At 70.7% G+C, this 13,605-nt stretch carries 12 protein-coding genes; 7 read left to right on the top strand and 5 right to left on the bottom strand.

The annotated features are described in order from the left end of the window. Positions 1–29: 29 nt before the first annotated feature. From ACIBI9_RS13240 to cofD, 3 genes are all read right to left on the bottom strand, one after another. Complete coding sequence (locus ACIBI9_RS13240; protein WP_397222229.1) at positions 30–767, bottom strand: lytic polysaccharide monooxygenase; 738 nt, start codon at positions 765–767, stop codon at positions 30–32. A gap of 92 nt (positions 768–859) precedes the next feature. Then, positions 860–2,137, bottom strand: a complete 1,278-nt coding sequence (locus tag ACIBI9_RS13245) for a coenzyme F420-0:L-glutamate ligase (RefSeq protein WP_397222230.1) — start codon at positions 2,135–2,137, stop codon at positions 860–862. Next, positions 2,134–3,072: a 2-phospho-L-lactate transferase gene (cofD, locus tag ACIBI9_RS13250; RefSeq protein WP_397222231.1), complete on the bottom strand. Its 939-nt coding sequence runs from the start codon at positions 3,070–3,072 to the stop codon at positions 2,134–2,136. The genes ACIBI9_RS13245 and cofD overlap by 4 nt, the downstream gene beginning before the upstream one ends. Before the next feature lie 180 nt (positions 3,073–3,252). Between cofD and ACIBI9_RS13255 the strand changes: the two genes are divergently transcribed. From ACIBI9_RS13255 to ACIBI9_RS13270, 4 genes are all read left to right on the top strand, one after another. Next, positions 3,253–5,394, top strand: a complete 2,142-nt coding sequence (locus tag ACIBI9_RS13255) for a hypothetical protein (RefSeq protein ID WP_397222232.1) — start codon at positions 3,253–3,255, stop codon at positions 5,392–5,394. A gap of 318 nt (positions 5,395–5,712) precedes the next feature. Further along, positions 5,713–5,973 carry a WhiB family transcriptional regulator gene (locus tag ACIBI9_RS13260; RefSeq protein ID WP_020546325.1) on the top strand — a complete coding sequence of 87 codons (261 nt, stop codon included), beginning with the start codon at positions 5,713–5,715 and terminating at the stop codon, positions 5,971–5,973. 118 nt (positions 5,974–6,091) lie between these two features. Then, entirely contained in the window at positions 6,092–8,908 is a 2,817-nt protein-coding gene (locus ACIBI9_RS13265; protein WP_397222234.1) for a glycosyltransferase, read from the top strand. Beyond that, positions 8,905–10,209: a DUF5719 family protein gene (locus tag ACIBI9_RS13270; protein ID WP_397222236.1), complete on the top strand. Its 1,305-nt coding sequence runs from the start codon at positions 8,905–8,907 to the stop codon at positions 10,207–10,209. The genes ACIBI9_RS13265 and ACIBI9_RS13270 overlap by 4 nt, the downstream gene beginning before the upstream one ends. A gap of 320 nt (positions 10,210–10,529) precedes the next feature. Here the strand turns inward: ACIBI9_RS13270 and ACIBI9_RS13275 are convergent, their stop codons facing one another. After that, positions 10,530–11,273: a GntR family transcriptional regulator gene (locus ACIBI9_RS13275; RefSeq protein WP_397222237.1), complete on the bottom strand. Its 744-nt coding sequence runs from the start codon at positions 11,271–11,273 to the stop codon at positions 10,530–10,532. A 5-nt stretch (positions 11,274–11,278) separates the two neighbouring features. Then, the gene (locus ACIBI9_RS13280; protein ID WP_397222238.1) at positions 11,279–11,830 is read right to left on the bottom strand and encodes a GntR family transcriptional regulator; all 552 of its coding nucleotides are present in this window, start codon (positions 11,828–11,830) and stop codon (positions 11,279–11,281) included. Positions 11,831–12,288: 458 nt separating this feature from the next. On the opposite strand from ACIBI9_RS13280, the gene ACIBI9_RS13285 reads away from it, so the two are divergent. The 3 genes from ACIBI9_RS13285 to ACIBI9_RS13295 all read left to right on the top strand — a co-directional run bounded on the left by ACIBI9_RS13285 (position 12,289) and on the right by ACIBI9_RS13295 (position 13,591). Then, complete coding sequence (locus ACIBI9_RS13285; protein WP_397222239.1) at positions 12,289–12,591, top strand: hypothetical protein; 303 nt, start codon at positions 12,289–12,291, stop codon at positions 12,589–12,591. A 184-nt stretch (positions 12,592–12,775) separates the two neighbouring features. Then, the gene (locus tag ACIBI9_RS13290; protein WP_397222240.1) at positions 12,776–13,000 is read left to right on the top strand and encodes a hypothetical protein; all 225 of its coding nucleotides are present in this window, start codon (positions 12,776–12,778) and stop codon (positions 12,998–13,000) included. 219 nt (positions 13,001–13,219) lie between these two features. Then, positions 13,220–13,591: a VOC family protein gene (locus ACIBI9_RS13295; protein WP_397222241.1), complete on the top strand. Its 372-nt coding sequence runs from the start codon at positions 13,220–13,222 to the stop codon at positions 13,589–13,591. Positions 13,592–13,605: the final 14 nt, after the last annotated feature.

The raw sequence follows: 13,605 nt of genomic DNA on the forward strand, positions 1-13,605 counted from the left end.
GGCGCTCCAGGCGGAACGCCCCCTGAGGGCTAGACGCGCTGCCAGAGCGCCGGGACGTTGGGCGGCTCCCAGCCGGCCAGCGCGGTGTGGGCCTGGATGCAGCGGTACGTGACGCCGTTGTAGGTGACGGTGTTGCCGACCGCGTACGCGGTGCCGGCCTTCCACGTGCCCGACGGCGTCGTGGGAGTGGGCGTGGGCGTCGGGTTGGGGGTCGGCGTGACGGTCGGGGTGGGCGTCGGGGTCGGGTTGCCGCCACCGCCGCCGATCTGCAGGTCGATGCAGGAGTAGAAGGCGTTGATGGTGTCGGAGATGTTCCAGATCGCCAGGACCTTCTGCCGGCCCGAGTAGCCGGACAGGTTGACCGTGTGCGAGACCGTCGCGGGCGGCTGCTGGCCGTGGCCGTCGAAGACGGCGACCCGCGTGTTGCCGATGTAGTACTCGTAGTTGAGCGTGGCGTGCCTGGCGGTGAACGTCCAGTTGAAGGTCACCGTGGTGCCCACCTGGGCGGCCGGCCACGGCTTGCTCTCGTCGCTGAGCTGGGCGAACTGCGACAGGTTGGCGTGGCAGCTGCGCAGCCCCTTCGGGCCCTCCACACTCTGCGGCTCGTAGATGATGTTGCCGCAGTTGGGCACCTTGCCCTGGGCGCAGTTGGCCTGCCGGCTGGGCGGGGAGTTGACGTAGCCGTGCGCGAACGCCGGCGCCGTGTTGAACACCGTGGTGGCGACCGCGATCACCACCACGGCGACTAACGTGAGCGTCCTTCTCATGAAGTTGCTCCTTCACATGGGGGGATGCCCCAAATGTAAAGGAAAGTTTCCTAACGGTAAATGCCCGCCTGACCCATCCTTTCGGGTCGCGGTCAGCGGGTGACGATGAAGTCGTCCGGGTCGCGGGGCGCGCGGTCGCGCGGCGGGGCGGCCGCGTGGCCGACGGCCACACAGCCCATCGGGTCCCAGGAGGCGGGCAGGTCGAGCACCTCGCGGACGACTGGGCGGCAGAACATCGTGGACGACACCCACGCCGAGCCCAGCCCCTCGACGGCGAGCTGGATGAGGAGGTTTTCCACCCCGGCGCCGGTCGCCACGACGAACATCTCCCGCTCCGACGCGTTGCGCCGATCATCGCGGTAGGTGTGGGAGCCCTCCATCACCAGGCACGGCACAATCAGATAAGGCGCGTCGCGCAGCACGTCGCCCCGCTTGATCCGCTTGGCGATCGACTGCTCGGTGAACCCGTCGCCGCGCAGGTCCTCGATCCACGCGTCGCGCATGGCGTCGAGCAGCTTGGTGCGCGTCTGCGGCGACTCGACCAGCACGAACCGCCAGGGGGTCGTGTGGTGCGGCGCGGGCGCGGCGACGCCCGCCGCGACCGCCCTGCGCACCTTCTCCGGATCGACCGGCTGGTCCGAGAACTCCCTGATGGTACGGCGGGCGAACACGACATCCCGCGACCCGTAGCGGAACAGGTCGTCGTCGGCCGGGCGCACCAGCGGCCTGACCCCGGGCCCGTCGTCGTCGGTGACCAGATGGGACAGCCCGCGCACGATCGCCACCGGGACCCCGCTGAGCTTGCCCTTGACCAGCTCGGCCGCGCCCGCGAGCTCGTCGGCCAGCGCGGTGACGGTGGCGTTGAGCTCGTTGCCGTAGCCGTCGGAGGTGCCGCGGAAGTCGTCGAGCGGGCGCACGCCCGCCACTCCGATGGCCACGTCCGTGAGCCCGTGGCGCCACGGGCGGCCGAACGTGTCGGAGACGATCACACCCGCCCGCACGGCCAGGCCCTTCCTGATGCGCCTGGCCGAGGCGTCGGAATCTTCGGGGAGGAGGAGCACGGTGCCCGGCTCGGTGTTGGAGGCGTCGACCCCGGCGGCGGCCATGACGAAGCCGTGGCGGGTCTGCGAGATCACGGTGTCGCCCCGCCTGGCCACCACGCGCTCGGTCTCGTCCTCGATGGCCTGGATGCGGTCGGGCGCCCGGCGGACGCGGCCCTCGGCCTTGCTCACGATCTTGGACGTGACGACCACGATGTCGCCGTCCCGCAGCTCGGCGTCCTTGAGCAGCGCCGCGACGTCGTCGCCGGGCCGAACCTCACCGATGCCCTCGACGGCGATCACCTCGAAACGCCGGGGGGCGGTGGTCATCGGGCGAGCTCCTGGGCCAGGTCGAGCGCGGTGCGGGCGATGTCGGCGGCTGCGTCGGCGTCGTGCATGAGGATCGGCCGGGCGATCACCCGTACGCCGTCGAGCGCGACCCCTTCGTCCTCCTCCGCCACCAGCCATCCGTCGATCAGCTCCGAGCCGTACAGGTCGAGCACGGCCTGCGCCGTCGTCTCCACCCCGATGGCGGTCAGGCAGGCGTCGGCCATGCCCCTGACCGGCGCGCCGCCGATGATGGGCGAGACGCCGACCACGGTCTTGGGCAGCAGGGCCTCGCGGATGCCCGGGACCTGCAGGATCGTGCCGATGCTCACGACCGGGTTGGACGGCGGCAGGATCACCACGTCGGCCTGCTCGATCGCGTCGAGCACGCCCGGCGCGGGCTTGGCCGTGTCGGCCCCCACCAGCGCGAACGACTGCGCCGGAACCGAGGCGCGCAGCCGCACCCACCACTCCTGGAAGTGGATGGCGCGCTTGCCGTTTTCGTCCTCGATCACCACGTGGGTCTCGCAGCGGTCGTCGGTCATCGGCAGCAGCCGCACGCCGGGCTGCCAGCGCGTGCACAACGCCTGCGTGATCTGCGACAAGGGGTAGCCGGCCTCCAGCATCTGCGAGCGCACGATGTGGGTGGCGAAGTCGCGGTCGCCGAGCCCGAACCACTGCGGCTCCACGCCGTACGCGGCCAGCTCCTCCTTGACGACGTGGGACTCCTTGGCGCGCCCCCAGCCCTGCTCCTCGTCGATGCCGTTGCCCAGGGTGTACATCACGGTGTCGAGGTCGGGGCAGACCCGCAGGCCGAACAGGGTGATGTCGTCACCCGTGTTGCCGATGACGGTGATGGTGGCATCCGGCGCGGTCGCGCGCAGTCCGCGCAGGAAACGGGCGCCGCCGATGCCGCCGGCGAGTGACACGATGTGCATGCCGCCAGTCTTCCACCGGCCCCTCACAACCCCGTCTCGGGAGTGGTTTTACCCCACTTGTTATGAGAGAAGTGCCAGGTGTAGGCCGAATTGGGATGCAGGAGGTTCCTGGGACCCCCGCCACCCAAGTCAGTCATGTGGCAAACTCCCTTCGGGCTAAAGGGTCCGATGGGGGTACATGTGAGCAAATTTGACGTCGCCCGGCTTAAGGAGCCGGGCGCATGGATCATGCTCGTCCTCGGCTTGCTGACCGTGTTGCTGACGGTCGGCGACGTCCTGGTCGGCTCGTCGTTGTCCCTGACGAGGCGGGCAGCGGCCAACGTCCTGGACCTGGCGAACCCCGTCGTGCCCGCGCTGCTGCTCGGAGCCGTGCTGCTGGTCACCAAGGTCGGCGAACCGTCGCCCAAGGCCAAGCCGATCATGTACGGGTCGGCGGTCGGGCTGGTGCTGGCCACGGTGTTCGGCATGCTGTCGCTGATCCTCGGCCTGTTCTCCGGGCTCCCTCTCTGGGCGATGATGCAGCTGGTGCTCCTCGGTGTGCCCTCCGTCGCGTTGACCGCCGTCGCGCTGGTGTACCTGCTCCCGCAGATCCTGCCGGAGCGGCCCGTCGCGCAGGTCTACCACCACCCGAACCTCGGCCAGCAGGCGCCCTGGCAGCAGCCGCAGCAGTTCGGCCAGCCTGACCAGGGCCAGCAGTTCGGCCAGCCGGAGCAGGCTCCCGGCTTCGGCCAGGCCCCTTACGGCCAGCAGCCGCCCTCGGGCGCGTACGGCCCGCAGCCGGGCTTCACCCAGCAGCCGCCGTCCGGCCAGCAGCCCGGCTACGGCCAGCAGCCCCCTTCCGGCCAGTACGGCCAGCAACCCCCATCGGGCCAGTACGGCCAGCAGCCCCCGAGCTTCGGCGGCCAGCCCGAGCCTCAGGCCGCGCAACCGGAGCCCCAGGCCGCCGCTCAGCAGCCCCAGCCGCACGTGATCAGGGGGGCCCTGCCCGCCGCTCCCTCGGACCAGAGCCAGCCCGAGCAGCCCTACTCCACGCCCAGCTTCGGCCCGCCGGAGCAGAGCCAGCCTGACCAGTCCTACGCTCCCCAGCGCTTCGGGCAGGGCGAGCAGGGCCAGCCGGAGCCGTCCTTCGCTCCGCAGAGCTTCGGACACGAGCAGGGCCAGCCTGAGCAGCCTTTCGCTCCGCAGGGCTTCGGAGCTGACCAGGCCTATTCCTCGCCGAGCTTCGGCCCGGCTGAGCAGGCCCAGCCCGAGCAGCCCTTCGCTCCGCAGGGCTTCGGACCGGGGCAGCCGGACCAGTCCTACGCGCCGCAGAGCTTCGGGCAGGGCGACCAGGGCCAGCCGGACCAGTCCTACACCCCGCAGGGCTTCGCCCCGTCGGCCTACGCCCCCGCCGACACGGCCCCCTCGGTCCAGGAGTACTCCACCCCGCCGGCCGTCGAGTACCAGCCCGCCCCGTACGTCCCGGCCGACAGCCAGCCGAGCGTCTACGGCCAGCCCAGCCCCAACCCGTACGCGCCGCCCGGGACCGACCAGCCCAACCCGTACGCGCCGCCCGGGACCGACCAGCCCAACCCGTACGCGCCGCCCGGGACCGACCAGCCCAACCCGTACGCGCCGCCCGCGGACCAGCAGCCCAATCCCTACGCCCCGCCCGCGGACCGCCCGAACCCGTACGCGCCCCCGGAGCCCGCGCCCAACGCGTTCGCCGACCAGGCCTTCCCGACGCCGGCCGGCGACACCGCGCCGAGCGTCCCCTACCCGCCGGCCGCCGAACAGCAGCAGCAGCCGTACTTCGGCCAGAGCGCCTTCGACCAGCAGGGCGGCCAGCCGTTCACGGGCTACTCGGGCCGCGAGTACGCCACCCCGCCCGCCTACCAGGAGCCCGACCCGCCCGTGGACCCGCGGTCCCAGCAGCTCCTGGACGCCTACCAGCAGGCGGAGACGTACCAGCACTCGACCGGCCAGCACTCGACCGGCCAGCACTCCACGGCCCAGCACTCCACTGCGGGCACCCAGCCCGAGCTGCGCGTGCCCGACTACTCCAGCCAGGCGGCGCCCAGGTCGTACGACGACCCGTTCGGCCACCCGCAGCACCCGCAGCAGCCCCAGCAGGGCGGGTACGAGCCCCAGCAGGGCCAGTACCAGCCCACCCACCAGGCGCCACAACAGCAGCAGCCCTGGCCCCAGCACCAGGCGGAGCCTGTCGGCGACGCGACGATGCGGCTCGACTCCACCCCCTTCGGCGGCGACTACAGCACCCGCCCGGGAGACGACCCCATCGACCCGACGGCCATATACACCCCCAACGAACCCCGCAGGTAACGGACCGGTAATGAACGACTAGAGAGAAGGTGGGCCCTGGGCGGGTGTCTATCCCGCCCTGGTACGGTTCGGACCGCTGACAGGTTGAACGAGCCTTACGACGCCGCGCGCAAAAGGGTGTCGGCCGGGCGTGAACATCACATGCCAAGCACACCGGGGCGAGCTCTGGTCTTTCCCCGGATAGCTGCATGCCGCTTGACGTCAGCTACAGCACACGCGTGTAATTACAACCATGTTGTTACGCCTTCCGGATGGGTGGGTAATAAGGAAGGCGTCCATGGGGGGCTCCATTGCGGGCGGGCGGCAGGGAGGTGTGCAGTGACCGATCCGGTCATCGCACAGGATCAGCTTGACGCTGAAGAACTCGGCTGGCAGGAGCGCGCGTTGTGCGCGCAGACGGATCCGGAGGCGTTCTTCCCGGAGAAGGGCGGCTCCACCAGAGAGGCCAAGAAGGTCTGCCGATCGTGCGAGGTCCGTGCCGAGTGCCTTGAATACGCACTCGAGCACGATGAGCGGTTCGGCATCTGGGGAGGGCTGTCCGAGCGGGAGCGCAGACGGATCAAGCGCCAGGCCGTTTAGGTATATGGGCGGAAGGGTCACGCGGTCGAACGCGTGACCCTTTTCGCATCTGCTGTCCCCGCTGTCACAGGTATATGGTGGGCGCGCCTGCTCAACCCCCCTTCAGGAGCATCCGCCCATGTCACGTCCCTACGTCACCGTGATCGTCGTCGCTCACGACGGCGCGCGCTGGCTGGGGGAGACGCTGCGTGCTCTGGTGAACCAGAGCCGCAGGCCGGACCGCGTGGCCGGCGTCGACAACGGCAGCAGGGACGGCTCGGCCGACCTGCTCGCCCAGGCGTTCGGCCGCGGCAACCTGATCTCCCTGCCGCGCTCCACCGGCTTCGGCGAGTCCGTCGCCGAAGTCCTCGCCAAACTGCCGCCCGCCGGAAGCGACGAGTGGATCTGGCTGCTGCACGACGACTGCGCCCCCGACAGGCGCGCGCTGGAGGTGCTGCTCACCGCGGCGGCGCAGGACCCCAAGGCCGCCGTGCTGGGCCCGAAGCTGCTCGACTGGCTCGACCGCCGGCGCCTGCTCGAACTGGGCGTCACCGTGGGCCGTACCGGGCGCAGGGAGACGGGGCTGGAGCCGCGCGAGTTGGACCAGGGGCAGCACGACGGGACCCGCGACGTGCTGTCGGTGTCCACGGCCGGGATGCTCATCCGGCGCGACGTGTGGGAGCGGGTCGGTGGGCTGGATCCGTTCTTCCCGCTGTTCCGCGACGATCTCGACCTGTGCTGGCGGGTGCGCAACGCCGGGCACAAAGTCCTGAACGTGACCTCCGCCGTGGCCTGGCACGCCGAGGCGGCGGCGCGCAGGCGGCGCAGGATCACGGTCAGCGGCGACCATCCCCGCAGGCTGGACCGGCGTAACGCGATCTTCGTGGTGATGGCGAACCTGCCGTTCGGCGCCATGCTCTGGGCGCTGCTGCGGAACGTGCTCGGCTCGGCCTTCCGCACGGCGCTGTTCGTGGTGAGCAAACAGCCCGCGAACGCGCTGGACGAGATGGTGGCGATGGCGTCGGTCCTGCTGCATCCGTTCCGGCTGCTGCGGGCGCGCCGGGCGCGCCGTCACGGGCGCAAGAAGGGATATATCCGCATAAAGCGGTTGATGACCCCCCGGGGTGCGGCCTGGCGGCGGCTCACCGACATGGTGCAGAGCTTCCTCGCCGGCGAGGCGCCCGTGGACTCGGCGGGCCGCCACCACCACGCCACCGTCTCCACCGAAGACGAGTACGAGGTCGTCCCGGCGGACACCGGGGCGGTCAAGCGCTTCCTCAGCCGCCCGGGCGTCGTCCTCATGCTCGCGCTGACCGCGGTCGCGCTGGTCGCCGAGCGTTCCCTCCTCGGCGGCGAACGGCTCGGCGGCGGCGCCCTCGTCCCGGTCACGGGCGGCGCGGGCGACCTGTGGGCCTTCTACACCGAGGGTTTCCACGACATCGGGCTCGGCTCGAACACCTGGGCGCCCCCGTACGTCGCCGTGCTCGCGGCCCTGTCCACGCTCGCGTTCGGCAAGACGTGGCTGGCCGTGTCCGTGCTGCTGCTCGGCTCGGTGCCGCTGGCGGGCGCGACGGCGTACCTGGCCACCCGGCACGTCATCCCGGCGGTGCCCGCGCGGGCCTGGGCGGCGGGGACGTACGCGCTGCTGCCCGTCGCGACGGGAGCGATCGCGGCCGGACGGCTGGGCACGGCGGTGGTGTTCGTGCTGGTGCCGCTCTACGCCTCGCTCGGGACGGTGGTGCTGTCCGGCGAACGCCGTCGCGCCCGCCGGGCCGCGTGGGCGCTCGGGCTGCTGCTGGCCGTGGGGACGGCGTTCGCGCCCCTGGTCTATCCGCTCTTCGCCGTGCTGGGGGTGCTGGCGGCCGTCGCGTTCCGCGGCGTGGTGACCTCGATGGCCATCGCGCTGGCGGTGCCGCCGGTGCTGCTCTTCCCCTGGCTGGCGGGGCTGGTGACCTCCCCCAGCAAGATCCTGCTGGAAGCGGGGCTGCACGATCCCGCCCTGGTGGACGCCGCCCTCGCCCCCGAGTCGCTGCTGGCGCTCAGCCCGGGAGGGCCGGGGCTGCCGCCGTTCTGGGTGACCGGGGGCCTGGTGGCCGCGGCGCTGGCCGCGCTCCTCATGCGCCGCCAGCGGATGATCGTCGCCATTGGCTGGGGCATCACCCTGTACGGGGTGCTGGCGGCGATCCTGGTCAGCCGGGTCACCGTCGAAGGCGCGCGGGCCTGGCCCGGGGTCCCGCTGGCGTTCGCGGGGACCGGGCTCGTGGTCCTGGTGGGCCTGACCGCCCACCGGCTGGCCGAACTCCGCGCCGGGGGCGGGCTGCGGCGGCTGGGGGCGATGGTGGTGGCGGCGGTGGCGTTCAGCACGCCGCTGCTGGCGGCCGGGTACTGGGTCGCCACTGGCGTGCGGGGACCGCTCGTGGGCGACGCGCCGGACGTGCTGCCCGTGCTGGCCGCCGCCCGTACCACGCAGGGAGAGCGCACGCTGGTGATCAAGGGCTCCTCCTTCACCGTGCTGCACGGCCGTACCCCGCTGATCGGCGAATCGGAGCTCCCGATCGTGTCCGAGGCCAGCACCCGCCTGGGAACGGCGGTCCAGGGCCTGGTCGGCGGGCGCGGCGGCGACGCGGCCACACTGGGCAAGCTCGGCGTGGGCATGGTGGCCGTGGCGCCGCCCGTACCCGCCGAACTGGCCAGGACGCTCGACTCGCAGCCGTCGCTGGCACGCATGAGCCTGTCGGAGTCGGGCGGGCTGTGGCAGCTGGCCGAGCCGATCGTCCGCGTACCCGCCCAGCCGGTCAGCGCCCTGCACACGCCCTGGCTGTGGACGCAGGCGGTGCTGGTGCTGGTGATCGCGGTGCTGGCGGCGCCGGGGCGGCGCGAGAGCGCCCCCGAGGCCGTGGAGCCGCCGGCGGCGGTCGCCGCCAGAATGGCCGTGAACGTGGCGGGTGGGCGATGAAGGCGTTCGTGGAGAACCGGTTCGGGCTGCCGGCGCTGGTCGTCGTGGCACTCGCGGCCCTGTACGGCGTCGCGTACGTCACCAGGCCGGCCCCTCCGGCGGCCGCCGCCCCGCAGCCCAGGAAGGTCGCCGTCGAGTCGGTCACCGCGGTGTGCCCAGGCTCCAAGGGCGAGCGGGTCAGCGTGTACCTGCCCGGCACGCTCACCTATGAGCCGATGCGCGACGCCAAGCCGTACGTGACGAAAGGCCCCGGCGGGCTGGAGGCCGGCTACCTCACCCGAGCCACCAAGGGCGCCGGCCGCGGCCTCGCGGGAGTCCGCTGCACCGAACCCGCCCCCACGACCTGGCTGGTGGGCCCCGGCCCCGCGAACGCCGACATCCGCCTGCACCTCACGAACGCCGACAAGGCGCCGGCCCTGGCGGACGTACAGGTGTACGCGGCGGAAGGCCCCATCTCGGGCGACAAGGGCACCGGCCTGGAGATCGCGCCCGGCGAACACCGCGAGATCGACCTCAAGACCATCGCCCCGTCGGCGGACATCATGGCCGTGAGCGTCACCACCGCCTTCGGCCGCCTCGCCGTCGCCGCCAGGACCACCCTCGAAACCGGCGGCGTCGACTGGCTCCCCGCCGCCGCCCCGCCCGCCACCCGCGTCGTCGTACCCGGCCTCCCCGGTGGCGGCGGCCTCCGGGAACTCCTGGTCGCCGCCCCCGGCGAGAACGACGCCGAGGTGCAGATCAAGGCGGTGAGCGAGGACGCCGAGTACGCCATGAAGGGCCGCGAGTCCCTGGACGTGCCCGCCGGCAGCGTGACCTCCCTGGACGTCACCACAGGCGTCGGCGGCTCCTCGGCGGCCCTGGTCCTCACCTCCCCCACCCCGATCGTGGCCGGCCTCGTCATTACGGGCACGGGCGGCCGCTCGGACGTCGCCTTCACCGCCGGCACCCCCGCGCTGGACCTGGGCAGCACGGTGGCCCGCAACGGCCCGGGCTCGAAGCTGATCCTCACGGCCGTCGGGGGCCCCGGCAAGGTGCGGATCCAGGTGATACCCGAGAAGGGCCGGCCGGACGAGCCGTTCGAGGCGTCGATACCGGCGGGCCGCACGAAGAGCGTCAAACTGAAACCGAAGGGAGACTACGCGCTGGCGGTCACGCCGGTCGCGGGGGAGGTCTACGGCGCGAGAGTGATCGAGAACCCCCTGAAAACCGGCCTCCTGCTCACCACCCAGCCCCTGGCCCCTTCCCGCCTGTGGACCCTCCTCCCACCCTTGACCGACACCCCCAACGTGGTGACGCCTTAGGGGCTCCGGGGGGAACTGCATGGGCCTCCGCGATGCGAGGCGCTTCGCGCGGATCGGCTCCGGGCAGCGCCTCCCAAGGGGGCACGCCCCCTTTCGATCCCCCGAAGGCGAGGTCCTCGCACGAGGGCGCGCTTCGCGCGATGGAAAGCTCGGGCAGCGCCCTGTGGGGGCCAGGCCCCCACACCCCCAGGCGGGGACCTGCCGGTCCCCGCACCCCTGGGACGCGACCCCGATCACCTCGTGGCAAGCATGACGGTTGTGCGTTCAGGGGTGAGAGAGCCAGAGCGCGATGATCGTCATTCGTCGCCGCCGGCCAAGAGTCATTCCACTGCGCCGGGAGAATTCTCCGAGTCGGCGGCTTGCCGGTACGACAGTTCGTAGAGGTGGCCACCCTTGATCAGGATTGAAGCCTCCACGGGTCGCCCGGAGTCGGTGTAGACGACCCGGAACTGCCGGAACACCGGCACATCGGGCGGCAAGTCGAGGCCCTCCACTTCCTCCGTCGTGGGTTGCCTCACGGAGATGCGGTCCTCGAAGTGCCGCTCCGGGAATCCCAGATCGGCCAGGACCTGGGGCGCGCCTCCACGGATCTTTCTGCGAGCCGCCAGAGGAGTCCCCGCGGCGACATGCAACGGGTAGTACGACCACGACAACTCGACAGGATCCCCGTCGTGCATCAGTAGCCGATGGCGCATGATGACCCGGTCACCGTCTGGGATCGTGAGCGCGGCGGCCACGTCGTTCGGCGGCTCTGCTTCGGTGACCTCCAGGAGTTCGTAGCTGTAGCCATGTGGTCCTGGGGATTTGTAGCTGGTGGCTTCCACGACGAGGGGTTGCTTGTCTCGTACGAACACGCCTTTGCCCGCGTGGCTCCGCACGAAGTCCTCATCCTTCAGAGATTGAAGAGCGCGCTGGATCGTCGCGTTGGCGGCGTCGAAGCGGGTGACCAAGCCCGCTGTCGAGGGGAGTTGTTCGCCTGGTCTCAACGCACCGGACATGATCTCGGCGCGTAGCTCTGCCGCGATCTGCTGATGACGAGGACGCGGGTCCGATCGCCTTGCCAAGATAGTCAGGTCCCCTCGTTGATGATCATTTTGTAGTGCAACTCACGGCCATCGGCGACCATGGTCATCACGGTGACCTCAATCGGTGCTTCTTCGCTGGTTCGCAGCACCCTGGTGAGCACCAGGACCCAGTCTTCCTGGCGAATATCAAGCGCTTGCTGTTCCGGTTCGGTCGAGGGACGGGCCATGACCCGCTCCTCTGCGCTGTGTGGCCGATAGCCGAGTTCGGCCAGCATGGCGAGGGCTCCGCCCGGGATCTTCCGCATTTCAGCAAGCCGGGTACCGCGCGCGAGCGCCGCCGGGTAGTAGGAGTCCGCGAGCTCGGTCGGCCGCCCGTCGAGGAGCACCAGCCTGCGTCGGACGATGGACGTCTCCTCGGGGCTGAGGCCAAGCGCTTCAGCGACATCTCGGGGTGGGCGGACCTCTTCGACATCGCGGAGTTGGTGTGTGCCGACGTGGCCCTGCTGCGCGGCCTCTTCCGCCCAGGCGTCCGGTTCTCCTGGGCGGCGAGGCCTCACATAAGGCGCAGAAACGCTGACCCAGCCTGTGTCTGCCATGCGCTCCTCCACCGGACATGACGGGCCATCTACCAGCCACCGTACCGGCTCGGCGTGGGGCGGTCCGATCAAGAGTACCCACTGTTTCCTTGATGCCTTTCGGGAAATGCAGTAAGCCTATGCGCGTTAGAGAGCGGCTAACCGAAAGGAGAACCCGAGTGAGGAATCTGTACGGCCAGCAACTTGGCCGATGTGCCGTTCACCAAGCTGTGCGGTGGCAACCAACAGGAAGAAAACATGGAGTCCTGCGTCCTGATTGCCCCCATCCCTGGCATTGAGGACGCCTACGCGCTCCGCGACTCCAAAACCCGGACGCCGGGACCCTCCGGTTCACCGGTACCGAACTGCGCGCCGCAGGCCTGACCACCGTCTAGTCGCCACCCGCGAGACGGCGGTCCCTGCCTGATCGAAGCAAGCAGGTGCCGCCGCCTCAGCACTGTACGGGAGCAATCGGGCCCATGCACTGGCATGCCTACCACTGGGCCGGTACCGGTACCGACCGCGCCAACGAAGCCGAACGCCGGACGAGTTCCCCTGACTTCGCCACCTCACCGCTGCCGCCCATGCGCACCGGCGACTGGCTGGCCAAACCCGCCTCCCGGATCGCCGCCAGTTTCGATCAGGTCGACGCGGCGACCGCCTGGCTCGCGGCCGAGTACGACAAGATTCGCTCGGCGCTGCTGCTACCTGAACGGATCCCGCCGGAGGACCGGCTGGAGCACGCCCGGGATCTCCTGTCGCGCGGTGTGGACGTCCAATAGGGTGAGTGGCTCCAAGGTGGCCGGTTCGCCACGATTGGCATGATCTGCTGCCCGAACCGACACGTCTCCCGCCCCTGCCCGATTCGGCGAAGCGCCGGAGCCAGTGGCTAGCGCCTCATGAGCAGGCGCGGCGGCGGCGATCCCACTGGCTGGTCTCGCCGCTGCGCCATGAAAGCGATCCGACATGTACCGATGGGATCCTCACCTGCCGCACTGCCCGCGCCTGCGGGTGGTCGCCGTGTCCTGTTGCGACGAGTATCAGCTGTGCTCCGAAGGTGGCCAGTACTTCGTCCTGCGCCGTGCCGGCGACGGCTACGAGGAGACCGGCAGGGGCGTCCACGCCAAGGCCGTCCAGGTGTGGAACGCACTCGTCACCAGCCACCGGCACCAGGCGGCAGATGCGTCGTGACCGCTGTCCGTGGGACCGCCAGTGGGTATCCCTGGATGGCTCTGAAGGGCTGAGCTGGGACCTTCCGGCCCAGCTTGCTTTGAGGGCGGACGAAGGCTGCCCGCACGCCAGAGGTCACTTGAGCTGAAAGTGGCATCTCGGGTCGAGCGATGAGTTTTTTGCGGTTCACGAGTCCAACCGGGCGAACTGAACGACAGGAGGCCCGAGGTGGGCGAGCAAGTGAGTAACGGGGTCGCCGGCGTCAAGACTGTCGGCGTCCCCGTCACCGACCAGGACCGTGCCGTCGAGTTCTACGTGGGCACACTGGGACTGGAGAAGCGGCTGGACGCGCCCGTCGAGCAGCTCGGCGGACGATGGATCGAGGTGGCGCCGCCGGGAGCGGCGACCACGATCGCGCTGATCCTGGCGGCTCCCGGGACGGCGGTCGGGGTCGAGACGGGCATCCGGCTCGGCACGGCGGACGCGGCGTCCCTGCACAAGGACCTGGTGGTGCGTGGAGCTGACGTGGACGAGCTGCTGCGATGGGAGGGCGTCCCGCCGATGTTCGCCCTCCGTGACCCGGACGGCAACGGCCTCAAGATCGTCGAATAGCGGAGAGGGAAGCC

Source organism: Nonomuraea sp. NPDC050451 (assembly GCF_044458585.1).